This is a genomic window from Lysinibacillus sp. FSL K6-0057, assembly GCF_038630885.1.
Taxonomy (GTDB): Bacteria; Bacillota; Bacilli; order Bacillales_A; family Planococcaceae; genus Lysinibacillus; species Lysinibacillus fusiformis_F.
Genome location: NZ_CP152047.1, coordinates 4,165,040 through 4,190,001, shown reverse-complemented (window position 1 = coordinate 4,190,001; position 24,962 = coordinate 4,165,040). Strand labels below are relative to the sequence as shown.

The window sequence follows — 24,962 nt, the reverse complement described above, 5'->3', positions numbered from 1 at the left end:
TTTTTGATACAATATAGAAAGAAAGGAGTGTTGATATGGAAAAGCATCGAATATTCATAGTTGAAGATGATGTCAAGATTGCATCATTACTAGCGGAAACGCTTAGAAAATATCAATACGAAGTTGCAACAATTCAAGAATTTGATCATCTCATAGAAGAATTTACAGCATTTAATCCACATATGGTGCTGCTTGATATAAATTTACCTGCTTACGATGGCTATTATTGGTGTCGCCAGCTACGTCAGCATACAACATGCCCGATTATTTTCATTTCTGCTCGCTCAGGAGAAATGGACCAAATCTTTGCACTTGAAAATGGTGGCGACGATTTCATTACAAAGCCTTTTAACTACGAAATTGTGCTGGCTAAAATCCGTAGTCATCTACGCCGTACATATGGTGAATATGCAGCAAGGCAAGAAGAGCGGACAATCAAGCAAGGACAGCTTGTACTTCATTTAGAAAGAATGGAGCTACATAAAAATGATTTAGAAATTCCACTTCAGAAAAAAGAATGTATCATTTTAGAGCTGCTGATGGGCAATGCACCGAAAGTAGTGTCACGTGAGCAATTGTTAGAGGAACTTTGGGACGATCAGGCATTTGTCGATGAGAACACATTGAATGTGAATATGACCAGAGTTCGAAAAAAGTTAGCGGATTATCATATATCGTCCACAATCGAAACGGTACGTGGTGCAGGCTATCGATTCATATTAAGTGCAGGTGAGCTATAGTGGGCTGGAAGCTTTTTTTACGTGATTATGCATCATTTATTGTGTTTCAGCTCATATTAGTTGGCTTTATCATGATTATCTATGCGCTAGACGGTTTTCGAAATATTGATACAGCTATTTATTCCTTTTGTATTAGCCTTGTACTATTAGCCTCATTTTTACTTGTCCGCTATTTAATGCGACAACGCTACTTGCTGAAGATAACCCAGCTTCCGACAGCAATGGAGGATGTGCTACAAAAAAATGCAAAAACGCCAGAAGCTATGCAAAGCGAGAAGTATATGCATGAGTTGTATCGACTTTATCAACATGAGCTGCATGCGTTATATGCAAGTCAAAAAAGACATGATCAGTTTATGAACCAGTGGGTCCATCAAATGAAAACACCTATTTCGGTAATTGAATTATTATTACAGGATGACCGTCCACTTGATAAAAAGAATGTCCAGGAGGAAATTGATCGCTTGCGTAGGGGTTTGGACATGGTACTAGTCAATGCACGATTAGAAAATTTTGAGGATGACATGCAAGTAGAGCGAGTTGCGCTAAAAGCCATAGTAACTGCAACTGTTAATGAAAATAAACGTTTATTTATTACGAAAAGAGTTTTCCCTGAAATTCATATTGAGGATGACCTTATTGTTGCCAGTGATTCGAAATGGCTTCGCTTCATTCTTGGGCAGTTTATCACCAATGCGGTGAAATACACGTTTGAAGCCAATAAAAAAATTGTTATTTCTGCCATTGAAAAGGATGACTATGTACAGCTAGCTATTTGTGATGAGGGTATTGGGATTCCAGCTTCCGATCTTTCACGTGTTACGAAAGCCTTTTTTACTGGCGAAAATGGGCGGAAAACAGGGGAATCTACTGGGATGGGCCTTTATTTAGCCAAAGAAATCTGTGAAAAGCTAGGGCATGAGCTGGCTATTACATCAGAGGTAGGAAAAGGCACGATTGTGACAGTAACATTTACAAATTAGGGGGCATTCGGATGGTAGAAGTATGTATAGAAGATTGGAAATTAACGATTGATAAGGAGAAAACAAAAGCTCTTTATATGACGCATCTGCAAACGGGAGATCCATTAGCCTATCAAAATTTCCTCATGGCAAATGAAAAGCTAGACGAAGAGCTTCTGCATTTTTCAACTAGCCTTGGGTTAAACTTACAGCAACCAACATTATTGAATGCCTTTCCTGTCGATGGTCAACAGATCATGTACAGCGGGTATTATACTGTATGTGGGGAGATTATAGAGGGAGAAACGGATGCGTGGGATGTGATTGTTGGGGAGCATTGCTTTAGTTTAGTAGAGGAAGAGTCACTGCTGGCTTTAACAGAGCCTCATTTTCACATCGGTTTTGAGGTCGTATTACCGTGGCTTTTACCCCAATCCTTAGAATTAATGAAGAAATAAGGTGAATGAAGTATGCCTATTTTACAAATTAAAGATGTAACAAAAGTGTACGAAGGCAAAGTCACACATCGTGCATTAAATCAGTTGAGCTTTGACGTGGAAGAAGGCGAGTTTTTAGCTGTTATGGGTCCCTCAGGAAGCGGTAAAACGACATTACTGAATATTATTTCGACCATCGATGAACCAACTAGTGGAGAAATTATACTAGATGGAATGAATCCACATAAATTGAATGCAACAGAGCTTGCTTACTTTAGAAGAAGACAGCTCGGTTTTGTGTTTCAGGATTTCAATCTTTTGCATATGCTGACGGTCGAGGAAAATATCGTGTTGCCTTTAACATTAGATCAGCAGCCGCTAGAGGTAATGGAGGAGCGTCTGGCAAGTATTGTAGAAAAGCTAGACTTAACTTCTTTCCTTCATAAACGTCCAAATGAAATATCTGGAGGACAGGCACAAAGAACGGCAATTGGTCGAGCGCTTATTCATAATCCAAGTCTCATTTTAGCGGACGAGCCGACAGGTAATTTAGATTCGAATTCTTCACGTGATGTGCTTGAACTATTAACAAAAGTGAATCAGGATAAACAAACGACAATTGTGATGGTCACGCATGATCCGATTGCAGCAAGTTATTGTGATCGAGTGTTATTCATTAAAGATGGTGAATTTTTCAATGAAATTTATCGAGATGACCGTCGTCAGATGTTTTTCCAACGTATATTAAATGTTTTAAGCTTACTAGGAGGAGGGCAAGTAGGTGACCTTTCGACAATTCGCTTACCGTAATGTCGTGCGGAACAGCCGGATATATGGTGCCTTTTTCATGGCGAGCTTTTTTTCTGTGGCTGTATTTTTTATCTATTCTATGCTGATGTTTCATCCTGATATTGAACGTGGGATATTAGGAGAAATGTCTCTCATTGGGATGGTGGGGGCTGAAATTGTTCTGGTCCTCTTCACATTATTCTTTTTATATTATTCCATGAGTGCCTTTTTAGAGGCCAGATCACATGAATTTGCCATTTTATTGCACTTGGGAATGGAAAAGCGTCAGATGAATAAACTTGTTTTTTTAGAGACAATGATTATTGGCTCTGGCTCCATTATAGTAGGGATTGTCTTTGGTTTCTCATTTTCAAAATTCTTTTTTATGATTGTACGAGAAATTTTACATTTAGATGATTTACCGCTATATGTATCATGGGAGCCATTTTTACTGACGATTGGTGTTTTCACAAGTGCGTTTTTCGTTATTTCTTTTATTAGTGTGTATTTTACACGAGAGAGAAAATTACGAGATCTCATTAAAGGCAGTGATTATTTAAATAGCTTAACAACTTATTCCAAAATACGAGCTGTCTATGGTATTGCTCTAATAGTAACGACGTATATTCTAGCGTTTGTTGTCGGACATACATCATTAATCGGGCTAACGCTGTTAATACCATTTTCAGCAACATTTGGCACCTATTATTTTTTCAGTGATTCCGTCCCTTGCTTTTTAGATTTAGCGCGTGGGAAACGGAAGTATCATTGGCAACGCTACCGTCTCCTCTCACTAGCTGAACAAACTCATATTATGATGGACAACGTGAAAATGTTTTTCGTTGTGACGATGGTATCCACACTTGCATTTTTATCTGTGGGTGTTTTAGCGACGATGTCCTCTTATACAACTCAATATGATCGATTAAATCCACTCGGACTGGTTTATAAGGGGGATGTCGATAATCCATATGAACGGGAGCATATCAATTCTTTAAGGCTGCAATTAGAGGAGAAAGGTTTATCTTATCAGCTATCCCGTTTTATTGTTGTGAAGCAAACCTCTTCCTTCACTCGAAACGAAGTGGAGGTTTTTCGGGAGTCCGATATGAACGTCTTGCTGTCTTCCTATAGTTATCCATTATTGAATCTGGGAGCAGGTGAGGCAGTATTCATTCCTTATTCGGAGGATTCCCTAAAAAAATTAAAAAATCGAATTGTGCATACTGTTTTGGAAGAAAACAATATATCGCTCACCATTGATAGTGTCTATCCCAAAATAGTGTTTCCGGGTTCGATAGTAAGTGTCAATTCGATTGTCATTAGTGATGAAGACTTCGCAAAGCTTATTCATCCGATTTCCGACCAAGATATTATTCAACCAAGCTATCATCTATTTACATTTGTTATTCCTCAATGGATGGAAACAAAAGATATTGGTAAGGATATCGATCATCTAGAATCCAATTTATATTTTATTAAGAAGGATAAATTTAGCCCTTTTTACTTTGAAAATGCAGGATTAAATTATTCTTATATACTAGCTACCTACTCATTATTTACATTAGTGGGTGTCTTAGTTGCCACTGTATTTTTACTTGCGGCTGGAAGCTTTATCTATTTTAAACTGCATACATCCCTCGAACGTGAAAAGCGTAAATTTGATGTATTAAAGCGTATGGGGTTAACAGATACCGAGCTAAAAAAGCTAGTTAATCGCCATTTATTTCCCCAATTCTTTTTACCTTGGGGTGTTGCGATGATGCATAGTGCCTTTGCTTTTCTAATGGTTCAAGGTATTTTGAAAGACTTTGCAAATATTTCGATTGTAAAAGAAGTATTCTTTGCTTTTGGCTTTTTTGTATTAATACAAGTAGTTTATTTTTATTTAATTCGTTGGCGCTATATCTCTCATATTCGTTCATGATGTATTTGTTTAAAAGAGAAAAAAATGAATTATTTGACGTAATTTATGACATGAGATAAAAAGACTCATTGTTTTTTAGATATATTTCTTATATAATATTACTGAATAGCGATTCATTTTATACGATAAGGGGATGGTGTAATTGAATTTAGTTTCACGTGTTCGTCAACAGGCAACAGAACAACCTGAAAAAGTGGCGTATCATTTTATGGGGAAAGATACGACTTACGGGGAATTTGAGCATACAGTTGGCCGCTTTGCAAAGGGATTACAAGATTTAGGCGTTGAAAAAGGGGATCATGTGGCGTTTTTACTCGGCAATACGCCACACTATTTAATTGCCTTATATGCAACAATGCGCTTAGGGGCAACAGCAATACCTGTTAATCCAATCTATACACCGGATGAAATTTCTTACATTTTGCATAATGGAGATGTAAAAGCGGTTATTGCTCTGGATATGTTGCTTCCTTTGGTTGAAAAAGGTGTACAAGCATTTCCACAAGTAAAAACATTTATAGTTTGTGAAACAACACCAGATATAGCGGAAAAAGTGGGAGCTTTATCACCACAAGCACAAGAAAAAACACATTTATTTACACAGGTTATCGCCAATGCTTCTCAATCTTTACAACCTGTTGAAGTAGCAGATGATGATAATGCTATTATTTTATATACGTCAGGAACTACAGGTAGTCCAAAGGGGGCTATGCTGACACATGGCAATGTGTACTCAAATGCACGTGATGTTGCCCATTATCTAGGAATTAAAGCAGAGGACCGTGTCATTGCAACATTACCTGTGTTCCATGTTTTTGCCTTAACGGTAGTGGTTAATGCACCTTTATTAAGTGGAGCAACGGTTTTACTTGCACCACGCTTTAGCCCTAGCGAAATTTTTGCTTTAGCACGAGAGCAAAAAGCAACGGTATTTGCTGGTGTTCCTACCATGTATAATTTCTTATATCAATTACCTGAAGGCAATCCAGAAGATTTCTCGACAATTCGTTTAGCGATTTCAGGTGGTGCCTCCTTGCCTGTTGCACTATTACATAATTTCGAGCAGAAATTTAATGTGCGTGTGTCAGAGGGATACGGCTTATCCGAAGCTTCACCCGTTACATGTTTTAACCCATTAGATCGTGATCGTAAAGCGGGCTCTATCGGAACATCCATTAGCAATGTCGAGAACAAAGTTGTCGATGTCAATGGTCAGGAAGTGCCTGTTGGCGAAGTTGGAGAGCTGATTGTACATGGTCCAAATGTGATGAAGGGTTACTATAAAATGCCTGAAGAAACGGCGATGGCGATTCGCGACGGCTGGCTCTTTACAGGAGATTTAGCAAAGGTAGATGAAGAAGGGTATTTTTACATTGTCGATCGCAAAAAGGATATGATTATTGTAGGGGGCTTTAATGTTTATCCTCGTGAGGTGGAGGAAGTGCTGTTTGCCCATAATAATATTGTGGAGGCAGCAGTGGTAGGCTTCCCAGACCCGAACTTAGGAGAAGCAGTTCATGCCTATGTAGTGTTAAAAGAAGTAGCGGCTACTACGACAGATGATCTTTTATCCTATTGTGCTAAGCATATGGTGAAATACAAGGTACCGAAAGTAATTGAGATACTGGATGAACTACCAAAAAACACAACAGGAAAAATATTAAGACGTTCATTAAAAGAAAAAGTTTAAACGAGAAAAGCTACTATTGAAAAATGGTAGCTCTTTTTTTGTACATTATTCGTATAATAGTAAAATCAGTTGAGAGTAGATGTCTGTAAGTGATAAAATCAAACTTGTGAAATCTTCTACATACTTTTCAAGGGCTTGTCATATAGTGAGGAAGTAATGTAAAAAGACGTACAAAACTGGAACCCTTTGAGGTGAAGCCACGTCAAAGCTTTTAGGTAAAAATACTATTGAAAGAGAGCATACAAAAACATGTTAGAGCTCATTAAGGAGTTAATCAGTTTTATTGTGCATATCGATGTGCATTTAGAAGAAATTATTCGTGATTTTGGCAATTGGAGTTATCTTATTTTATTTGCGATTGTTTTTGTAGAAACAGGCGTTGTTATTTTCCCATTCTTACCTGGTGATTCCTTGTTATTTGCAAGTGGAACATTAGCCGCTGCAATGGGCGCGTTTGATATGTGGATTTTAATCCCTGTATTTTTAGCAGCAGCTATTTTGGGAGATACGATGAACTATCATATTGGACATAAGGTAGGGACATCTATCCCACCAAAGAGCCTCCTTGGTAGAGTTGTAAAAAAAGAGCGGATGGAAGCAGCAGAAAAATTCTTTAATACACATGGTGGGAAAACGATTGTTATTGCACGTTTCATGCCATTTATTCGTACATTTATCCCGTTTGTGGCGGGTGCAAGTAAAATGAAATATAGTTATTTCTTATTCTTTAATATTTTTGGTGCCATTTTATGGGTATTCAGTTGTACATTATTAGGTTACTTCTTTGGAAATATTCCAATTATTAAAGATAACTTCTCAGTTGTACTTATTTTGATTATCTTTATATCAGTTGTGCCTGCAGTGATTGGAGCAATCAAAGCCAAAGTGGGTAAATAATAAGGACAGTCCTAAAGTGATGAATTATCACGGGACTGTCTTTTCTTTTAAATTGTCTAAAAAAGCCAATGAGACTATGCTAAGTTAGCTTGAAGTATAAGCTTCAGGTCGTAAAAAATGTTATACTATAAATTACTAGAAAATGGAGAAATGGGGGCAACGAAATGGAAGTATTCATTGGCAGACAGCCTATATTTAATCTGCATGAGCAGGTCGTTGCATATGAATTGTTATATCGTAGCAAAAACGTAAATGCCTTTCCAATGGTTGATTCAGATGCAGCAACGATTGACGTACTTGTGAACTCATTTCTTTCAATTGGCTTTGAAGAGGTAACGAAAGGTAAGCCTGGTTTTGTTAATTTTACTGAAAACCTACTGATGAGCTCTATACATGAATTTTTAAATCCCTCACAGGTAGTGATTGAAATATTAGAGGATGTTCCACTTACCTCTCAGTTAGTGGAGCGTGTGATTGAGCTAAAAAAACATGGGTTTCAAATTGCTTTGGATGATTTTATGATGGATGATCAAGTGGAAGTTTATGATGAATTATTCGAACAAATTGATTATATTAAGGTAGATTTTTTAGCCTCTTCCATCGTAAAAAGAATGGAAATTGAAAATAAAGTAAAAGAGAAATTTCCACATATTCAATTGCTTGCTGAAAAGGTAGAGACGCGTCACCAATTTGAAGTCGCAAAATCCTCTGGCTATGTGTTATTTCAAGGTTATTTTTTTGAACAACCGCAAATAATACGAGCAACAGACATTCCAGCGAATGCGATTCAATATATTCACATTATCTCCTTACTGAAAGAGGAAGAACCGAATATTCAATTATTAGCGGAAAATATTGAACGTGATATTTCATTGACATACAAATTATTGCAAATGATTAATAACTCATCTAAACGCTCTAAATCTAAAGTGCGCTCCATCAAACAAGCGATTGTATTACTAGGCGTATCGAATTTACGAAAATGGATTTATTTATTGGCCATGCGTGAAATTGATATCGATGCCGATTCCGATCTTTTTAAAGAAGTGATGTGTACATCTTTATTCCGAGCTAAGGTTTGTGAGAAACTAGCTAAGCTATCTTATAAAAAGAATTTCTCAGAATATTTTTTAGTCGGCATGTTTTCACTTATCGATACATTACTTCAAAGACCGATGAATGTTATTTTACAGCAACTACCATTCTCAGAGGATATTACGAATACCATTTTGGGCTTTGAAACGGAAATGTCCCCTTATTTGGAGTTTAGTGTTGCGTTAAGCAAATTAGATTGGCCGCGATTAGAAGAGCTAGCTGTACAGTTGAATATTCAGTTAGTTGATATTGATCTTTTATATTATGAAGCCATCGAATGGGCAGAAAAATCATTTTAAACCAAATCAGCAAAAGCTGTCTTATTGATTACAGTAAGATAGCTTATTTTATATCTTCCTCAATAGAGTATCCCTTCATCAAGATGAAGTTCTCAAGGCTAAAAGTATTTGCTATAATCATCTCGTCTTTAAAAAATTCTGATAGTTGAAGTGGGCGTGGGGAAATGAAACATGATGTGAGAGATAGCATTGTGGAGTATGTGTATGTCATTGTAGGAGCGGCAATAATTGCTGTTGGTTTTAATGTCTTTTTATTACCAAATCAAGTCGCTTCAGGTGGGGTAAGTGGGATTAGTACGATTTTACATGGTTTATTTGGTTGGAATCCGGGAATTGTTCAATATGCATTTAACATTCCGCTTTTTATTGCTGGTGTGTTATTTCTGGGCAAAAAATTTGGGATAAAATCCTTTATTGGGACAATTACGTTACCGTTTATTGTCTTGTTAACAAATAGCTGGGAGCCTTGGACTGATAATCCTTTATTGGGTGCTCTTTTTGGCGGAATTGTTGTTGGCTTGGGGATAGGACTGGTCTTTAAGGGGAATGCTTCAACTGGTGGCACTGATTTACTAGCGCAAATCATTACGAAATATACAGGATTGTCGCTTGGAACAAGTGTGCTGTTAATAGATGGCGTTATCGCAATTAGTGCAGCAATTGTTTTTGACTTAGAAAAAGGTTTGTATGCTCTGATTGGACTTTATGTTACCACAAAAACGATTGATATTATTCAGCTAGGTTTTAGTCAATCTAAAATGGTCTATATCATTACATTGAAACAAGATGAGGTAAGGGAAGCCATATATGCTGAAATCAATCGTGGTGTAACGAAGTTACCAGCAATCGGTGGGTATACAGGAGAAGCACGACCAGTTCTGATGGTTGTTGTTTATCAAACAGAATTCACAAAGCTGAAACAACTCATTAAAAGCGTTGACCCATCAGCGTTTGTTATCGTTTCTGATGCTTATGAGGTATTAGGAGAAGGTTTCAAACGTGCATAAATTTGGTATAATGGCGGCGTAAGGTATTTATTATGAGGAGGGGTACTAATGAAAAAAGCAATGTTAACATTAGTGTTCGGATCAGCAATCTTCTTAGCTGCATGTGGTGGCGGAGATAAAACTGCAACTAATAATGAAAGTGCTACAGAGCCAGATGGCGAAGCAATTGCGATGAAATCTTGTGTTACTTGTCATGGTGGCGAGCTACAAGGTGCAAATGGTCCAGCATTAAATGATGTAGGTTCTCGTTTATCTGAATCAGAAATTTTAGATATTATTAATAATGGTAAAAACGGCATGCCTGCAGGATTAGTAAAAGGTGCAGATGCTGAGGCAGTTGCTAAGTGGTTAGCGGCTCAAAAATAATAGCTTTTTAAAAACTAGCGGGCTGGAGAGCCGCTAGTTTTTTTAGTGAAAGTAAACATTGTATTGAGAGTAAATACATTTCTTTTACACATAGACATGCTAAAATAAGGAGAACCTTATCCATTGATTGGAGGCTTTTTCATTGGTCGTAGTATTAACAAGAGATGTTATGGAGAAATTTAAGTTAGAGTTATTAGCTGGTGAAGAAGGAATTGGCAGGACCATTGTGACAAGTGATATTTCAAGACCAGGTCTTGAAATGGCAGGATACTTTACCCATTATCCTGCAAATCGTGTACAATTGCTTGGCAAGACGGAACTTTCCTTTTTTGAAATGCTACCAGCAGATGTCAAGCTTGAGCGTATGCGTTTACTTTGTTCACAGGATACGCCTGCTATTATTATTTCTAGAGATTTAGAAGTACCAGAGGAGCTTATTCAGGCCTCAAACGAAAAGCATGTACCTGTGTTTAAAACACATATGACCACAACCAAATTCTCGAGTAGATTGACGAACTACTTAGAGGGACGCTTAGCTCCAATGACAGCAGCGCATGGTGTGCTTGTCGATGTGTATGGCATCGGTGTGCTTATTATTGGTAAAAGCGGTGTAGGTAAAAGTGAAACAGCACTTGAGCTTGTAAAAAAGGGTCATCGTTTAGTAGCTGATGATTGTGTTGAAATTCGTCAAGAATCAGAAAACCTATTAATTGGAAGTCCACCTCCACTTTTAGAGCATCTATTGGAAATACGAGGCATCGGCATAATTGACATCATGACACTCTTTGGTGCAAGTGCAGTACGCCCCTATAAACGGATTACCCTCATCATTGAACTAGAAATATGGGATCCACAAAAAGTTTATGATCGATTAGGCTTAGAAGAAGAAAAAATGAAGATAATTGATACGGAACTAACAAAATTAACAATTCCGGTAAGACCAGGACGCAATGTCTCCGTTATTATCGAAGTGGCAGCAATGAATTATCGTTTAAAGAAAATGGGCGTCAATGCAGCAGAGGAATTTTCAAGACGTTTAGATGAAGTGATCACATCTAATGATGTGTTAGATGATTAAAAAAGTTACAAACAACATTGTTCATGACATATTGAGAGGAGTAGAAGATGGATTTATTACTATTACAGATTGACCCGATCGCCTTTCATTTAGGCCCCATTCCAGTTCGTTGGTACGGACTGCTAATCGTGTCGGGAATCATTTTAGCCTATATTGTTGGACAAAGAGAGACAGTTAAGCGAGGTTTGCCTGAAGACTTTCTTGCAGATTTATTATTATGGGCAGTTCCTATATCCATCATCTGTGCACGTATTTACTATGTGTCAATGCGATGGGATTACTATAGCGAAAATCCAGGAAAAATCATTGAGATATGGAATGGTGGTATTGCCATTCACGGAGCACTCATCGGGGCATTTGTTACAGCTTACATATTTACTCGTATAAAAAATGTAAGCTTTTTACGAGTAGCAGATATTGCAGCACCTAGTATTTTAATCGGGCAGATTATTGGGCGATGGGGCAACTTTATGAACCAAGAGGCTTATGGTGGTGAGGTATCGAAAGCATTTTTAGAAAACCTAATGCTACCAGATTGGATTATTAATCAAATGTATATCGAAGAATTAGGTTCTTATGTACATCCCACTTTTTTATATGAATCGGTTTGGAACCTGATTGGGCTTATCATTTTATTAGCTTTGCGTAAAGTGAACTTACATCGTGGTGAAATTTTCTTTAGCTATTTAATTTGGTATTCAATCGGTCGCTTCTATATCGAAGGGATGCGTACAGATAGCCTCTACTTAGTTGGAGATTTACGTTCAGCACAGGTTGTCTCCATTATTGGTATTGTAGTTGGTCTAGGTGCAATTATTTATCGTAGAATAAAAGTGAAACCAGCCGTGAAATACTTGGATAATAAATAAGGGGTTGTAAAAGATGGCTGTAAAGGCACTACTATTTGATTTTGATGGAACTTTACTGAATACAAATGATTTAATCATTCAAACATTTATGCATGTATTAAATGAGCGATTTCCCGGGCAATATTCGCCAAAAGATTGCCTGAAATTCATTGGTCCATCATTGAAACAGACATTTAATGACATTGCACCAGGTGAAGAAGAAGCTTTGATAGAAATGTATCGCGCTTGGAATATTGAGCACCATGATGAACTAGTCAGCCAATACCCTGATGTTGTGTCAACACTAGAGCAATTAAAAGCTCAAGGTATACGATTGGCTATTGTTTCGACGAAACGTAATGAGACCATTGATCGTGGACTTGCTATTCTTGGGGCAACGCATCTATTTGATGTGCGTATTGGTACAGATGATGTGAACAATGTGAAGCCTGATCCAGAGCCAGTATTACTTGCTTTGGAACGATTAGGAATAGAAAAAGAATACGCCATTATGATTGGTGATAATTCGCATGATATTGAAGCAGGACATCGTGCTGGTGTAAGAGCAGCTGGTGTTGCTTGGGCAATTAAAGGTGAGGCGTACTTACAGCAGTATCAACCAGAATATATGTTACAGCATATGTCAGATTTATTTGATATTGTGAAAGAGGGGTAGGGTAGATGGCGCGTAAAACAGAACGTTACCGTGTCGAAGGAGCCAATTCACTTTGGAATATATATGATACGGTGTCCTTTTGGAAGGTGATGAAGTGTTTCATTGTCATTCAGATTGGACGCTTCACACCATTTTTACGTGTGAAAAACTGGCTTTATCGTACATTTTTAAACATGACAATTGGTAAGCAAACGTCATTAGCCTTAATGGTCATGCCAGATACCATGTTTCCAGAACGAATTTTCATTGGAAACAACACCGTAATTGGATTTAATACAACCATTTTAGCGCATGAATATTTAATAGAGGAATATCGCTTAGGTGATGTTCATATTGGAAATGAAGTAATGATAGGGGCAAATTCAACCATTTTACCAGGTGTAACAATTGGAGATGGTGCCATTGTTTCAGCTGCCACTCTTGTACATAAGGATGTACCAGCAGGTTGTTTAGCAGGGGGCAATCCGATGCGAATTATTTATACTGCTGAACAAATGACAGAGCGCAAACGCAATGAGACTGTAGAGTGGTGTACACCAAAAAAATAATAGAAACTCACGCAGTATGGGTATATACTTCGTGAGTTCATGTTGTTGAAAAAAGATCATGTCACTAGCAGAAAAAGACCTTTTAGCAAGGTGAGGGGTTGATTTCCGTTCCGCCAGCGTCCTTTCCAGGGGGCGTCCGATGAGCCGCTTCACTCACTTACGTTCGCTCCAGGGTCTCCTCTGTGACGCTAAATCCCCTAGGAGTGACGCTGGCTCCACTCCAATCAACCATTCTGCAAAGTGTCTTTACTTTTTTTCATAGATCAAACAGCCCATTATCTGTATTCTTAGAGGGGATAAACTCTTATTTTCAATGTGGAGAAGTGATGCGTGACAACACCTCTTCATAAAGAGTCGTGAACACCTTCACTTTATTTGAAAACCTTTGCTAAAAAGGTAACACTTTTGTGGGTTGGAGTGGAAGGCTACTTGACTCCCGTGGGATAGCGAGACAGGCGAGCCCCTACACGGAGCGGTAGCGGAGGAAGCGGCTCGGCGCTCGCCCACAGGAAAGCAAGTAGCCTGCAACGGAAATTCATTTTCACTTTTCACAAAAATTCTATTGATTGTTTTGTTTTTCAACACTATGAACTCACGTAGTATAGGTATATACTTCGTGAGTTTTTTGCATAAAAAAGCTACTCCAAAAATCATTAGTTTTTGGAGTAGCTTTTACTGTTTATGCAAGAGCTGCGTCATAGTCTGACTTGAATTCACAAGTGTCGTGATCACCTAAGCAAGTAGTTTCAACAAAGGTTGATTTAATTGCAGTCCCATCAATGTCTTCAGTTGTATGAAGTGTTACTTTGTCACCAGGATAAAACTCGCCTTTACAAATACTAACGATCATTTGCTCACTAAGTTGTACGAATGGACATGCCATAATAAATCCCTCCAATGTGTAGTGTATATGGTTCTTTTTGTTATTAATGCTATTCTATATTAAGTTTTTTAAAATGTAAAAAGAAAAATAGAATGAGAGTAATAATCAATCAGGATATTGATAGTAAAGTATTCTTGATGATAATGAGATTGATAATCATTTTAAGTGAGAGATGAAAAATAATTATTCTGAGATAATTTATCAATTTCTATATTGAGAATAGTCTATTGATAAATCTTTATTTTTAATAATGATTTGTTAAGAGAGAATCATTATCAATTTTTTAGCGAATACTTTAAGTGATTAATAATTGATTTGTCACATTTTAGACACATTCTCATTCTCAGTAAAATATTTTGTCAAATTATAAGAGAAATGAGTCATGCTTTTTATGTAATTCTTTTCTACTTAATGTGTATAATTAACGGAATAATAAGTATTTAAAGATTTTGATAATTAATAAGGATAGCGTTGACTGTTTAATTGAAATAAGTTAAAATTCTTTCATAATCTAATTCTCTAATACTCTAGTGAGTTAAAGTGAAATGTAAGGAAGTGTCCATATGTCGTCAATAAAAATGTTTGAAAAACCACTTGGAATGCGCGATACATTTCCGCAAATCTATGAGAAAGTTGAAGCTGTTAGACATGCTGGCAGAGACTTTTTATATAAAAGGGGTTATGAGTTTATTAAAACGCCTGCTGTGGAGTATTTCGATACAGTGGGGAAGGCTTCGGCTATTGCTGATGCTCATTTATTTAAGCTAGTGGATAGCCAAGGAAACACGTTAGTGCTACGACCTGATATGACTACACCGATTGCTCGAGTAGCTACATCAAAATTATTGAAAGAAATGATTCCCCTACGTCTTGCCTATTTCGCGAGCGTTTTTCGAGCTCAGGAAGCAGAGGGTGGAAGACCAGCAGAGTTTGATCAAATGGGAATTGAGTTAATAGGTGATCAATCCGTATTTGCCGATGCAGAAGTTATTGTAACGGCAATGGAGCTATTAAAGCATTTTAAATTAGAAGAGTTTAAAATCACGATTGGACATGCTGGCATACTAAATTGCATTTTACAAGATTACACAGAGAGTATCGAACAGCAAACAATTCTTAGAACATTGCTTGTCCAACGAAATTATGTAGGGTTTGAAGAAGCGGTGGAGTCTTTTGACCTGCCAAAAGCAAAATCTGATGCCCTCTTACAATTTATTGAAGAAGCCATGAATGTTAAAGATATCCGAGATATTGAAAAATATGTCCGTAAAAATGATGCATTAGAATACATGCAACAGCTTGCTCAACTATTGGAAATGGCTGACTTAGCTGATTATGTAGCATTTGATTTCACACTTTCGAGTCATATGAGTTATTACACAGGCATGCTTTTTGAAGTATTTGCTGTAGGAAGTGGCTTTTTATTAGGAAATGGAGGCCGTTATGATGGCCTGTTAGAGGTATTTGGTTCGAAAGTTGGTGCTACAGGATTTAGTATTCGAGTAGATCGTTTATTAGAAACTTTAAATGGGCAAACAGAGAAACGACAGGAAGCAACCGTTGTACTTTTTGAGGAAGAACAATTTGAGGCGGCTTTACTAAAGGTTAAAACATTACGAGCAGCAGGAAAATTAGCTACTTTACAGTTACGTAGTAGTCTAGTCGATGAAGCGGCCTTTTTAGCATACTTTACAGAAGTGGTGGTAGTTGGACAGGAGGAAGTTGGCGGTGAATGAATTAACGATTGCAATGCCCAAAGGACGAATCTTTGAAGAGGCATATCAAATGTTGTTAGAGGCAGGCTTTAATTTACCTGAAGAAGTAGAGATGTCACGTAAATTAATGATTGAAATACCCGAGGAAAAAATTCGCTTTATTTTATCAAAGCCAATGGATGTTCCTGTCTATGTTGAACATGGTGTAGCTGATATTGGTATTGCTGGGAAGGATGTTTTGTTAGAGCAACAGCGAGAGGTGCATGAATTACTTGATTTGAAAATTAGTAATTGCTATATCGCTTCTGCAGGCTTACCAAACACTTCAATGAATGAGATTGCACCTAGAATTGCTACGAAATATCCGAATATTGCAATGAAGTACTACAAAGGCATTGGAGAGCAAGTGGAAATAATCGAGCTTAACGGTTCTATTGAATTAGCACCAATGATTGGCTTAGCTGATCGAATTGTCGATATTGTTTCTACGGGTCGTACATTAAAAGAAAATGGCTTAGTAGAATATGAATTTATTACCTCTGTCTCTTCTCGACTAATTGCAAACCCAGTAAGTTATCGTATGAAAGGTGAGCGTATTATTGACCTCGTGAAGCGATTAAAGAAATGTGTGAATGAGCAGAAAAAGTAATCATTTTTAGCTACATAGACTAAAGGGGATTCATCCTATGAAAATAACAAAACTTGAAAAAGGCATTTCCTTAAAAAGACCACTTGAAGGGGGAAATGAGGAACAGATAAAAGTTGTGCGACAGGTGCTATCAGATGTTAAGGCACAGGGTGATGCAGCATTACGTACCTATACTGAGAGATGGGATGGTTATGTACCTGAGAGCTTCCGTGTCTCTGAAGAAGAAATACAGGAAGCAGTAAATGCACTTGATCAACAACTCTATAAGGACTTAGCGGAAGCTGCGGAAAATATCCGTTTTTATCATGAACAACAGATACGTTCAGGTTATCGATTAGAACTGGGAGATGGTTCTTGGCTAGGTCAACGGGTGACAGCCTTAGATGCAGTAGGACTATATGTTCCGGGTGGCACAGCAGCCTACCCTTCATCTGTATTGATGAATGTGATACCAGCACAGGTTGCAGGGGTGAAACGTATTGTTATTACTTCCCCTGCAGGGCAGAATGGGAAGCTACCAGCAGGTGTCCTTGTGGCGGCTCACCTTTTAGGGATTGATGAAATTTATAAAGTTGGTGGAGCACAAGCCATTGCAGCTCTTGCCTATGGCACAGAAACAATTTCCCCAGTTGATAAAATTACAGGTCCAGGAAATATTTTTGTGGCACTTGCCAAACGTGAGGTATTTGGAGAAGTAGCGATTGATATGATTGCGGGACCAAGTGAAATTGCTGTGCTGGCTGATGATTCAGCCTATCCTGATGAGATTGCTGCAGATCTATTATCACAAGCAGAGCATGATCCGCTAGCCTGCGCCATCCTTGTCACAACCTCAGAGTCATTAGCCAAAAAAGTAGCTGAGGAAGTAGAGAAGCAATTGCTGAACCTACCACGTCAAGAAGTAGCTCGTGCTTCCATAGAAAATTTTGGGGTAATTTATGTAGCTGAAACGTTGTCAGATGCAGTGGAGGCCATTAATTCATTGGCACCTGAGCATTTAGAAATTGTGACAGAAAATGCAGAGGGGCTAGCTGAGCAAATAAGACATGCTGGCGGTATTTTTATAGGTCGGTATAGTTCTGAGCCAGTTGGTGATTATTTTGCAGGGACGAATCATGTGCTACCAACCAATAGTACGGCTCGTTTTGCAAGTGGCTTAAATGTCGATGATTTTGTGAAAAAATCAAGTATTGTTTACTATAGTGAAAAAACATGGAAAGACAATGCACCAAAAATTGCACGTCTAGCGCGTATGGAAGGCTTAGAGGGCCATGCCCGTGCAGTGGAATCACGTGGATGGGAGAAGGAATAGGACGATGACAGAAAAGAAACGATATGCAAAGATAGAGCGCACAACAAATGAAACGCAAATTTCAGTAGCAATTGATTTAGATGGCGAGGGTAAGGCAGATATTCAAACAGGCGTGGGGTTTATGGACCATATGCTTGACTTATTTATCAAGCATGGATTATTTAATGGCACAATACATGCAAATGGTGATACCTATATTGATGATCACCATACAACAGAGGATCTTGGTATTGTCTTAGGACAAGCTGTTCGAGAAGCACTTGGTGATAAGAAAGGCATAAAACGCTATGGTAACGCCTTTGTACCGATGGATGACGCACTCGCTCAGGTGGTGGTAGATTGCTCAAATCGCCCTCATCTAGAGTACCGTGTGCCAACATTAAAAGAAAAAGTAGGAACGTTTGATACAGAATTAGTACATGAATTTTTATGGAAATTTGCCCTTGAGGCACGAATGAATGTTCACGTAATTGTACCCTATGGACAAAATACACATCACATTATTGAGGCGATTTTCAAAGCATTAGCACGTGCGATTGATGCTGCAGTGGAAATTGACCCACGTGTGAAAGGCGTACCATCGACTAAGGGGCTGTTAACGTGAAAATAGGTGTCATTGATTATGGTATGGGCAATTTATTTAGTGTGGAACAGGCATTAAATCGTCTAGGCTGTGAAGTTATTGTAACGGCTGATGAGAAGGTGTTAGATACAACAGATGCCCTATTGTTACCAGGGGTGGGCGCATTCCCTGATGCCAGAAAGCGTTTAGCAGAAACAAAATTAGATCAATATTTACACAAGGCACAAAGCGAAAACCGTCCTCTTTTGGGAATTTGTCTAGGTATGCAATTATTGTTTGAGCAAAGTGATGAAGTAACCTCAACAAAAGGGCTAGGTTTTTTCAAGGGGTGCATTAAACGCTTTAGTGGTATCCAGGAAGGCCAAGCATACCGAGTGCCACATATGGGTTGGAATGAGCTAATTGTGACAAATCGTCCTGCCTGGTTAAATAATGAAGTATCAGCGAAGCATGTCTATTTTGTTCACTCATTTTATGCAACAGATATAGCAGAATCAGAGCTTGTTGCCTATGCGGATTACTACGGCATTAAAGTACCTGGTATTGTGACAAATGGTTCAGTGACTGGCATGCAATTCCACCCTGAAAAATCAGGAGAATTAGGTGTTTATTTATTAGAGCAATGGCTGAAAGGTGTGAAGGCATGCTAACAAAACGTATTATCCCATGTCTTGATGTGAAAGAAGGTCGTGTTGTAAAAGGTATACAATTTGTCTCTATCCGAGATGCAGGAGATCCAGTGGAGCTTGCGAGGTTCTATGATGAACAAGGAGCAGATGAGCTTGTATTTTTAGATATTTCTGCTTCACATGAAGGTCGAGAAACGATGGTAGACGTTGTTCGTCAAACAGCAGCTACGCTTGCCATACCCTTTACTGTTGGCGGAGGCATTCGTACATTGGATGATATGAAGCGTATATTACGTGCAGGTGCTGATAAAGTATCCGTGAACACGTCTGCGTTGGAGCGGCCCGCTCTTATTCAGGAAGGCTCTGATTTTTTTGGTGCACAATGTATCGTTGTTGCAATAGATGCTCGCTATAGTGAAGAAGATGGCACATGGATGGTTTATACACATGGTGGACGCAACAAAACAACTTGGTCAGCCATTGAGTGGGCAAAAGAGGCTGTACGGTTAGGAGCTGGTGAGATTTTATTAACAAGCATGAATCAAGATGGAGAAAAATCTGGCTTTGATTTAGCCTTAACTAAAGCAGTACGTGATGCTGTGACAGTCCCTGTGATTGCTAGTGGTGGAGCGGGGCATGCCGAACATTTTTACGAAGTATTAGCACATGAGGTAGATGCAGATGCTGCACTAGCAGCCTCCATTTTCCATTACAAAGAAACAAGTGTAGCGCAAGTAAAAGAATACTTACGTGAAAAAGGAGTGGCAGTAAGATGATAGAGAACATTCAATTTGATGAGAGAGGCCTTGTTACAGCTGTAGTACAAGATGCCAATACAAAAGAGGTATTAACAGTAGCTTATATGAATAAAGAGTCATTAGCTAAAACAATTGAATCAGGGGAAACTTGGTTTTACTCTCGTTCCCGTCAAGAGCTTTGGCATAAGGGCGCAACAAGTGGTCATACACAAAAAGTAGTGTCAATCAAAGCAGATTGTGATCAAGATGCGTTAGTAGTGGAGGTTCTACCGACGGGGCCAGCATGTCATAATGGTACAATTTCTTGCTTCACTGAGGTTATACAGCAAAAAGAGAAGGTCGGCTCTGTGGACATCGTTTCTAAACTTGCTCGTGTCATTGAAAAGCGAGAGCAAGAAATGCCAGAAGGAGCTTACACTACATATTTATTTGATAAGGGCATCGATAAAATCTGTAAAAAGGTTGGAGAAGAAGCAACAGAGGTAGTCATTGGTGCTAAAAACCGAGATGCAGAGGAAGTAAAATGGGAGGCAGCTGATTTAATTTATCATCTCCTAGTACTATTACAAGAACAAAAAGTAAGCATTTATGATGTTCTACATGTGTTGGAAAAACGTCACGAGGAGAAATAACAGCATATTATTGATTGTGTGGTATAATAGGAATTACTGTGTAAAGGAACGTAAAATACGTTCCTTATTTCTTGTTTCGGAGGAAATATATTGGAAAAGAAACGTCAAAATGAGACTCAATCGAATATAGTGTCGTTCATTCCAACAGGCGACTATTATTATAAGAAATCAATTCAAGCAATGAACAGTGGACAAATGAATAAAGCCTATAAATATTTACAGCGTGCGGTAGATTTAAGTCCCGACGATCCAATGATTATCTTGCAGTTAGCCATAGTAGAGTTAGAAGGTCAACGTTTTGAGGAAGCGTATGATCTGCTTCGTCGTGCCTATCAACTTGATCCAGATAATCCAGAAATCATATTTTATATGGCAGAAGTATCAGGATGTGTGGGCATCATGCATGATGCTAAACGCTTTGCAGAAGAATATTTAAAGCTAGAACCTGAGGGTGCTTATGCTGATGAAGCAGCAGAAATATTAGAGTTTGTCGCTTTTGAGCAAGATGATTTTGAAGAGCTTGAAGGATCTGGTGAGGATTTATATCGTCAGGAACAAGCTCGTCGTTGTATGGAAAAGGGAGATTTTCCAGAAGCTATTACTATTTTAGAAGATTTAATTGAAGATCGACCAGCATTTTGGTCAGCCTATAATAATCTAGCACTCGCTTATTTTTATGTTGGAGAAGAAGAGCAAGCTAAGGCGCTCTTGCATACAGTGCTACGTGAAAATAAGGGCAATCTACATGCATTATGCAATTTAACGGTGATTGCGTATTATGAAAAAAATGAAGAGGATTTACAAGAACTGTTAAATGTCCTTGTTAAAATTCAACCCTATACATGGGAGCATCGTTATAAACTTGGTGCGACATTAGCCTTAATCGGACAGTATGAATTAGCCTATAAATGGTTGCGCAGTATGCAAAAGAGAGGCTATTTAGGAGATGCAGGATTTTACTTTTGGTTGTCACATGCTGCCTATTTCTCAGGTCATGAGGAAATTTCGAAAAGTGCGTGGGATCAGCTTCTAGAGCTAGACCCAGACAAAGAGGGCTTCGAACCTTGGCGCCAACAAGAAAATGAATTTGGACTTGATGCGTTGGAGCATGACCGTGATTTTATTGTTGAAAAATTAGAGAGCACGTATACAAGTGAGCGCATTTTTGGTTTGTTTTTACTGAAAGGTACAGCGCATAAGCAAGAAATTATCGCCCATCCGAAATGGATTGATATCGAACAATTAGGCTCTTTTGAGAAATTGTTTTTGGCTTATGCACTTGGACATGAATTTGATAAGAAAAAAAAAGTAGAAGCAAGCTTTTTACGGGCAGTACAGGTCTCAGAAATTTTATTAGAACAATATGGAAAGCTATCATCATTAATTGTCCCGATGTTTCAAATGTGGTTTGTGCTATGTGAACAAGCTTTAGTAGAAAATTATCGTTTTACAAATCCAACAGCAATTGCAGGAGCAAATGATTATTTATTCAGATCTTCACAAATGCTCAAAGTGACAAAAAAGGAAATTGCACAGCAATATGGAGTATCGGTATCTACTTTATCGAAGTATATTGACGAAATCTTAACGTTTTTGCCAAACAGTCATAATTAATGTGTGAGCAACATAGTTGAATAACTTTATACTTTCACATACGATGAACATACTAACGCTATCACCAATTTTTCCTTAGCGTCATTGATCTTCTTCTATAGATGACGTTACACTTATTGGTTGAATGAAGATAAAAAGTATTCTGTTTAGGGGGAAGTATTTATGTCGGAAGAAAAAATTTATGATGTAGTAATTATTGGTGCAGGTCCTGCTGGGATGACTGCTGCTGTCTATACATCTCGTGCGAATTTGTCAACATTAATGATTGAACGTGGTATCCCTGGTGGACAAATGGCAAACACAGAAGAAGTAGAAAACTACCCAGGTTTTGAGACAATTTTAGGACCAGAGCTTTCTACAAAAATGTTTGAGCATGCTAAAAAATTTGGTGCTGAATATGCCTATGGTGATGTAACGGAAATCATCGATGGAGAAGAATATAAAACAATTAAATCAGGTGCAAAAGAATATAAAACACGTGCCATTATTATTACAACTGGTGCTGAGTATAAAAAAATGGGCGTGCCTGGTGAAAAAGAACTTGGTGGCCGCGGTGTCAGCTACTGTGCAGTATGTGACGGTGCATTCTTTAAACAAAAAAATCTAGTTGTCGTAGGTGGCGGAGATTCGGCTGTTGAAGAGGGTGTCTATTTAACTCGCTTTGCTGATAAGGTGACAATTGTCCACCGTCGTGATAAATTACGTGCACAAAAAATTCTACAGGATCGTGCCTTTGCCAATGAAAAAATTGATTTCATTTGGAATACAACTGTAAAAGAAATCAATGAAGCAAATGGTAAAGTTGGCAGTGTAACGCTACAATCAACTGTCGATGGTACGGAATCTGAATTTGCAACAGATGGTGTCTTTGTTTATATTGGTATGTTACCTTTAACTAAACCATTTGAGTCATTAGGCATTTTAAATGATGCTGGCTATATTTTGACAAACGACACGATGGAAACAAAAATCCCAGGTATCTTTGCAGCTGGAGATGTTCGTGAAAAATCACTTCGTCAAATTGTAACAGCAACTGGTGACGGTAGTATTGCCGCGCAAGCTGTTCAACATTATGTAGAAGAGTTATTAGAGAAAATTAATGCCTAACATGGCTATTTTAAGGTAAAAAATACAATTTTAATGTGGTTTTAATATTGCTGTAACTTGTATGACATATAAAAGGTGTATCATTAAAAATGTAATTAGCAATCCCCCTTTTATTTTGTTTAGTAGGTTGTTTCCGCCTCCATTAGGTGGGAGCAACCTACTTTTTTATGTGTAAAAAATCAAATAATCCTATCAGGAAAAACGTAAATTTCGCCCAAGATAAAATGGTTATCTTTGAATAAAACTAAATTGTTAATTGTCTGCGTACAAGAGTTGTAAATGAGGACAAATCTTACAAGGTCTTGTTATAATGAAGAGTAGAATGCAAAAGTGATTAGAGGTGTGCCTATGCAAAGAATTGCAAATTTAATTGCCGTAAAAGACGGTAAAGTATTATTACTTCAGAAACCAAGACGAGGCTGGTATGTAGCGCCAGGAGGGAAAATGGAGAGCGGCGAGTCAATCTTTGAGGCTGCTTTACGTGAGTTTCAAGAAGAGACAAATGTTACACCTTTACATGTTCATTTAAAGGGTGTTTATACGATGGTCATTAAAGAAAACAATGATGTAGTGGATGAATGGATGCTCTATACATTTGTTGCAAAGGATGTAGAAGGTATACCATTCGAAGAAACAAGAGAAGGCAAGCTTGCATGGCACCCAGTAGAGGATTTAGCACATTTGCCAATGGCTGAAGGAGATCGAACTAATTTACAATTTGCTGTTTCGCAATCAGGCATTCAGTATGGCACGTTTGACTATACAACGAATTTTGAATTACTTCATCAGAAAATACAAATTTCAAAAGAACAATAAAGGAGTTGCATGACAGTGGTGGTTGAAGGCCAACAAAGTACACATGAATTGGTTATTATTACAGGAATGTCTGGGGCTGGAAAAACTGTAGCTATTCAAAGCTTTGAGGATTTAGGGTATTACTGTATTGATAATTTACCACCTGCGTTACTTACAACTTTTTTAACTTTACTGAGAGATTCTGGTAAAAATAGTACCCGAATTGCGGCAGTAATGGATATGCGCGGAGGCGACTTTTTTGATGCTCTAATTGGCGCATTGGACCATATACTAAAAGAAGGCGATATTGTTGCTCGTATTTTATTTTTAGATGCAGATGATGCCACATTAGTCAGACGTTATAAAGAAACAAGACGTGCCCATCCATTAGCAGTGAACGGTTTACCTCTAGATGGAATTAAACAGGAACGAGTACTTTTATCTGAAGTAAAGGGCCGTGCTAATTTTGTTTATAACACATCTAATATGAAACCAAAGCAATTGCGTGAAAAAATTGTCAAAGAATTTGCGAGTGAGGCAGATACTATTTTTACCGTTAACATTATGTCCTTTGGCTTTAAACATGGTATGCCGATTGATGCGGACTTAGTGTTTGATGTTCGTTTTCTTAAAAACCCATATTATGTGGAGGAGCTACGTCCAAAAACGGGTCTTCAAACAGAGGTATCTTCTTATGTTTTAGCTTTGGAAGACACGCAAATCCTCATACAAAAACTAACGGATTTATTAGACTTTATGATTCCTCTCTATCGACAAGAGGGCAAATCACAGCTTGTTATTGCTTTTGGTTGTACTGGGGGCCAGCATCGCTCCGTGACATTAGCAGAATTTTTTGGGGCATATTTTGCGGGCAAGGAAAATACGGTTATTACGCATCGTGATATTAATCGTAGAAAGGAATGAGT

The 24,962-nt window shown here is 38.1% G+C and carries 26 protein-coding genes; 25 read left to right on the top strand and 1 reads right to left on the bottom strand.

Annotated elements, in window-relative coordinates; all coding sequences use genetic code 11:
* The first annotated feature begins 35 nt into the window (after positions 1 to 35).
* From MHB40_RS20935 to MHB40_RS20870, 14 genes are all read left to right on the top strand, one after another.
* Complete coding sequence (locus tag MHB40_RS20935; RefSeq protein WP_004230457.1) at positions 36 to 740, top strand: response regulator transcription factor; 705 nt, start codon at positions 36 to 38, stop codon at positions 738 to 740.
* Entirely contained in the window at positions 740 to 1,723 is a 984-nt protein-coding gene (locus MHB40_RS20930; RefSeq protein ID WP_342441546.1) for a sensor histidine kinase, read from the top strand. The genes MHB40_RS20935 and MHB40_RS20930 overlap by 1 nt, the downstream gene beginning before the upstream one ends.
* Before the next feature lie 11 nt (positions 1,724 to 1,734).
* Positions 1,735 to 2,160, top strand: a complete 426-nt coding sequence (locus MHB40_RS20925; RefSeq protein WP_205445467.1) for a hypothetical protein — start codon at positions 1,735 to 1,737, stop codon at positions 2,158 to 2,160.
* 12 nt (positions 2,161 to 2,172) lie between these two features.
* Complete coding sequence (locus tag MHB40_RS20920) at positions 2,173 to 2,949, top strand: ABC transporter ATP-binding protein (RefSeq protein WP_004230460.1); 777 nt, start codon at positions 2,173 to 2,175, stop codon at positions 2,947 to 2,949.
* Positions 2,921 to 4,855 carry an ABC transporter permease gene (locus tag MHB40_RS20915; RefSeq protein WP_342533402.1) on the top strand — a complete coding sequence of 645 codons (1,935 nt, stop codon included), beginning with the start codon at positions 2,921 to 2,923 and terminating at the stop codon, positions 4,853 to 4,855. Before MHB40_RS20920 ends, MHB40_RS20915 begins: the two co-directional genes overlap by 29 nt.
* 142 nt (positions 4,856 to 4,997) lie before the next feature.
* A complete protein-coding gene (locus tag MHB40_RS20910) occupies positions 4,998 to 6,545 on the top strand; it encodes a fatty acid--CoA ligase family protein (protein ID WP_342533401.1) in 1,548 nt (515 codons plus the stop codon).
* Between the two features lie 249 nt (positions 6,546 to 6,794).
* Positions 6,795 to 7,442: a VTT domain-containing protein gene (locus MHB40_RS20905; protein WP_205445461.1), complete on the top strand. Its 648-nt coding sequence runs from the start codon at positions 6,795 to 6,797 to the stop codon at positions 7,440 to 7,442.
* 164 nt (positions 7,443 to 7,606) lie between these two features.
* A complete protein-coding gene (locus tag MHB40_RS20900) occupies positions 7,607 to 8,836 on the top strand; it encodes an HDOD domain-containing protein (protein ID WP_342533400.1) in 1,230 nt (409 codons plus the stop codon).
* A gap of 164 nt (positions 8,837 to 9,000) precedes the next feature.
* Positions 9,001 to 9,843: a YitT family protein gene (locus tag MHB40_RS20895; protein WP_205445458.1), complete on the top strand. Its 843-nt coding sequence runs from the start codon at positions 9,001 to 9,003 to the stop codon at positions 9,841 to 9,843.
* Between the two features lie 48 nt (positions 9,844 to 9,891).
* A complete protein-coding gene (cccB, locus tag MHB40_RS20890; RefSeq protein WP_205445457.1) occupies positions 9,892 to 10,209 on the top strand; it encodes a cytochrome c551 in 318 nt (105 codons plus the stop codon).
* 142 nt (positions 10,210 to 10,351) lie between these two features.
* Positions 10,352 to 11,287 carry an HPr(Ser) kinase/phosphatase gene (gene hprK, locus MHB40_RS20885; RefSeq protein WP_131521124.1) on the top strand — a complete coding sequence of 312 codons (936 nt, stop codon included), beginning with the start codon at positions 10,352 to 10,354 and terminating at the stop codon, positions 11,285 to 11,287.
* A 47-nt stretch (positions 11,288 to 11,334) separates the two neighbouring features.
* Positions 11,335 to 12,156, top strand: coding sequence for a prolipoprotein diacylglyceryl transferase (gene lgt, locus MHB40_RS20880; RefSeq protein WP_205445455.1), 822 nt, complete (start codon positions 11,335 to 11,337; stop codon positions 12,154 to 12,156).
* A 13-nt stretch (positions 12,157 to 12,169) separates the two neighbouring features.
* A complete protein-coding gene (ppaX, locus tag MHB40_RS20875) occupies positions 12,170 to 12,811 on the top strand; it encodes a pyrophosphatase PpaX (RefSeq protein ID WP_342441542.1) in 642 nt (213 codons plus the stop codon).
* 5 nt (positions 12,812 to 12,816) lie between these two features.
* The gene (locus MHB40_RS20870; RefSeq protein WP_205445451.1) at positions 12,817 to 13,359 is read left to right on the top strand and encodes an acyltransferase; all 543 of its coding nucleotides are present in this window, start codon (positions 12,817 to 12,819) and stop codon (positions 13,357 to 13,359) included.
* A gap of 679 nt (positions 13,360 to 14,038) precedes the next feature.
* Here the strand turns inward: MHB40_RS20870 and MHB40_RS20865 are convergent.
* Complete coding sequence (locus tag MHB40_RS20865) at positions 14,039 to 14,242, bottom strand: hypothetical protein (RefSeq protein WP_054549571.1); 204 nt, start codon at positions 14,240 to 14,242, stop codon at positions 14,039 to 14,041.
* Positions 14,243 to 14,805: 563 nt separating this feature from the next.
* Between MHB40_RS20865 and MHB40_RS20860 the strand changes: the two genes are divergently transcribed.
* The 11 genes from MHB40_RS20860 (at position 14,806) to rapZ (ending at position 24,960) form a co-directional block, all read left to right on the top strand.
* Complete coding sequence (locus MHB40_RS20860) at positions 14,806 to 15,978, top strand: ATP phosphoribosyltransferase regulatory subunit (RefSeq protein WP_342533399.1); 1,173 nt, start codon at positions 14,806 to 14,808, stop codon at positions 15,976 to 15,978.
* Complete coding sequence (gene hisG / locus MHB40_RS20855) at positions 15,971 to 16,606, top strand: ATP phosphoribosyltransferase (RefSeq protein WP_342533398.1); 636 nt, start codon at positions 15,971 to 15,973, stop codon at positions 16,604 to 16,606. The genes MHB40_RS20860 and hisG overlap by 8 nt, the downstream gene beginning before the upstream one ends.
* A gap of 37 nt (positions 16,607 to 16,643) precedes the next feature.
* The gene (gene hisD, locus MHB40_RS20850) at positions 16,644 to 17,918 is read left to right on the top strand and encodes a histidinol dehydrogenase (RefSeq protein ID WP_205445445.1); all 1,275 of its coding nucleotides are present in this window, start codon (positions 16,644 to 16,646) and stop codon (positions 17,916 to 17,918) included.
* Positions 17,919 to 17,922: 4 nt separating this feature from the next.
* A complete protein-coding gene (gene hisB, locus MHB40_RS20845) occupies positions 17,923 to 18,522 on the top strand; it encodes an imidazoleglycerol-phosphate dehydratase HisB (RefSeq protein ID WP_342441539.1) in 600 nt (199 codons plus the stop codon).
* Positions 18,519 to 19,151, top strand: coding sequence for an imidazole glycerol phosphate synthase subunit HisH (hisH, locus tag MHB40_RS20840; RefSeq protein ID WP_342533397.1), 633 nt, complete (start codon positions 18,519 to 18,521; stop codon positions 19,149 to 19,151). Before hisB ends, hisH begins: the two co-directional genes overlap by 4 nt.
* Entirely contained in the window at positions 19,145 to 19,906 is a 762-nt protein-coding gene (hisF, locus tag MHB40_RS20835) for an imidazole glycerol phosphate synthase subunit HisF (RefSeq protein WP_342533396.1), read from the top strand. Before hisH ends, hisF begins: the two co-directional genes overlap by 7 nt.
* Entirely contained in the window at positions 19,903 to 20,520 is a 618-nt protein-coding gene (hisIE, locus tag MHB40_RS20830) for a bifunctional phosphoribosyl-AMP cyclohydrolase/phosphoribosyl-ATP diphosphatase HisIE (protein ID WP_342533395.1), read from the top strand. Before hisF ends, hisIE begins: the two co-directional genes overlap by 4 nt.
* 90 nt (positions 20,521 to 20,610) lie before the next feature.
* A complete protein-coding gene (locus MHB40_RS20825; RefSeq protein WP_342533394.1) occupies positions 20,611 to 22,134 on the top strand; it encodes a tetratricopeptide repeat protein in 1,524 nt (507 codons plus the stop codon).
* Positions 22,135 to 22,296: 162 nt separating this feature from the next.
* A complete protein-coding gene (trxB, locus tag MHB40_RS20820; protein ID WP_205445435.1) occupies positions 22,297 to 23,241 on the top strand; it encodes a thioredoxin-disulfide reductase in 945 nt (314 codons plus the stop codon).
* Between the two features lie 348 nt (positions 23,242 to 23,589).
* Complete coding sequence (locus MHB40_RS20815) at positions 23,590 to 24,057, top strand: 8-oxo-dGTP diphosphatase (RefSeq protein ID WP_342441534.1); 468 nt, start codon at positions 23,590 to 23,592, stop codon at positions 24,055 to 24,057.
* 9 nt (positions 24,058 to 24,066) lie between these two features.
* The gene (gene rapZ / locus MHB40_RS20810) at positions 24,067 to 24,960 is read left to right on the top strand and encodes an RNase adapter RapZ (RefSeq protein ID WP_054549566.1); all 894 of its coding nucleotides are present in this window, start codon (positions 24,067 to 24,069) and stop codon (positions 24,958 to 24,960) included.
* The last annotated feature ends 2 nt before the right edge of the window (positions 24,961 to 24,962 follow it).

What these genes read in the sequence shown, in the direction of transcription:
- MHB40_RS20935 (WP_004230457.1), top strand. Translation starts at nt 36, where the DNA reads ATGGAAAAGCATCGAATATTCATAGTTGAAGATGATGTCAAGATTGCA.
- MHB40_RS20925 (WP_205445467.1), top strand. Translation starts at nt 1,735, where the DNA reads ATGGTAGAAGTATGTATAGAAGATTGGAAATTAACGATTGATAAGGAG.
- MHB40_RS20920 (WP_004230460.1), top strand. Translation starts at nt 2,173, where the DNA reads ATGCCTATTTTACAAATTAAAGATGTAACAAAAGTGTACGAAGGCAAA.
- MHB40_RS20905 (WP_205445461.1), top strand. Translation starts at nt 6,795, where the DNA reads ATGTTAGAGCTCATTAAGGAGTTAATCAGTTTTATTGTGCATATCGAT.
- MHB40_RS20900 (WP_342533400.1), top strand. Translation starts at nt 7,607, where the DNA reads ATGGAAGTATTCATTGGCAGACAGCCTATATTTAATCTGCATGAGCAG.
- MHB40_RS20895 (WP_205445458.1), top strand. Translation starts at nt 9,001, where the DNA reads ATGAAACATGATGTGAGAGATAGCATTGTGGAGTATGTGTATGTCATT.
- cccB (WP_205445457.1), top strand. Translation starts at nt 9,892, where the DNA reads ATGAAAAAAGCAATGTTAACATTAGTGTTCGGATCAGCAATCTTCTTA.
- lgt (WP_205445455.1), top strand. Translation starts at nt 11,335, where the DNA reads ATGGATTTATTACTATTACAGATTGACCCGATCGCCTTTCATTTAGGC.
- ppaX (WP_342441542.1), top strand. Translation starts at nt 12,170, where the DNA reads ATGGCTGTAAAGGCACTACTATTTGATTTTGATGGAACTTTACTGAAT.
- MHB40_RS20870 (WP_205445451.1), top strand. Translation starts at nt 12,817, where the DNA reads ATGGCGCGTAAAACAGAACGTTACCGTGTCGAAGGAGCCAATTCACTT.
- MHB40_RS20865 (WP_054549571.1), bottom strand. Translation starts at nt 14,242, where the DNA reads ATGGCATGTCCATTCGTACAACTTAGTGAGCAAATGATCGTTAGTATT.
- MHB40_RS20860 (WP_342533399.1), top strand. Translation starts at nt 14,806, where the DNA reads ATGTCGTCAATAAAAATGTTTGAAAAACCACTTGGAATGCGCGATACA.
- hisD (WP_205445445.1), top strand. Translation starts at nt 16,644, where the DNA reads ATGAAAATAACAAAACTTGAAAAAGGCATTTCCTTAAAAAGACCACTT.
- hisB (WP_342441539.1), top strand. Translation starts at nt 17,923, where the DNA reads ATGACAGAAAAGAAACGATATGCAAAGATAGAGCGCACAACAAATGAA.
- hisF (WP_342533396.1), top strand. Translation starts at nt 19,145, where the DNA reads ATGCTAACAAAACGTATTATCCCATGTCTTGATGTGAAAGAAGGTCGT.
- hisIE (WP_342533395.1), top strand. Translation starts at nt 19,903, where the DNA reads ATGATAGAGAACATTCAATTTGATGAGAGAGGCCTTGTTACAGCTGTA.
- trxB (WP_205445435.1), top strand. Translation starts at nt 22,297, where the DNA reads ATGTCGGAAGAAAAAATTTATGATGTAGTAATTATTGGTGCAGGTCCT.
- MHB40_RS20815 (WP_342441534.1), top strand. Translation starts at nt 23,590, where the DNA reads ATGCAAAGAATTGCAAATTTAATTGCCGTAAAAGACGGTAAAGTATTA.
- rapZ (WP_054549566.1), top strand. Translation starts at nt 24,067, where the DNA reads ATGACAGTGGTGGTTGAAGGCCAACAAAGTACACATGAATTGGTTATT.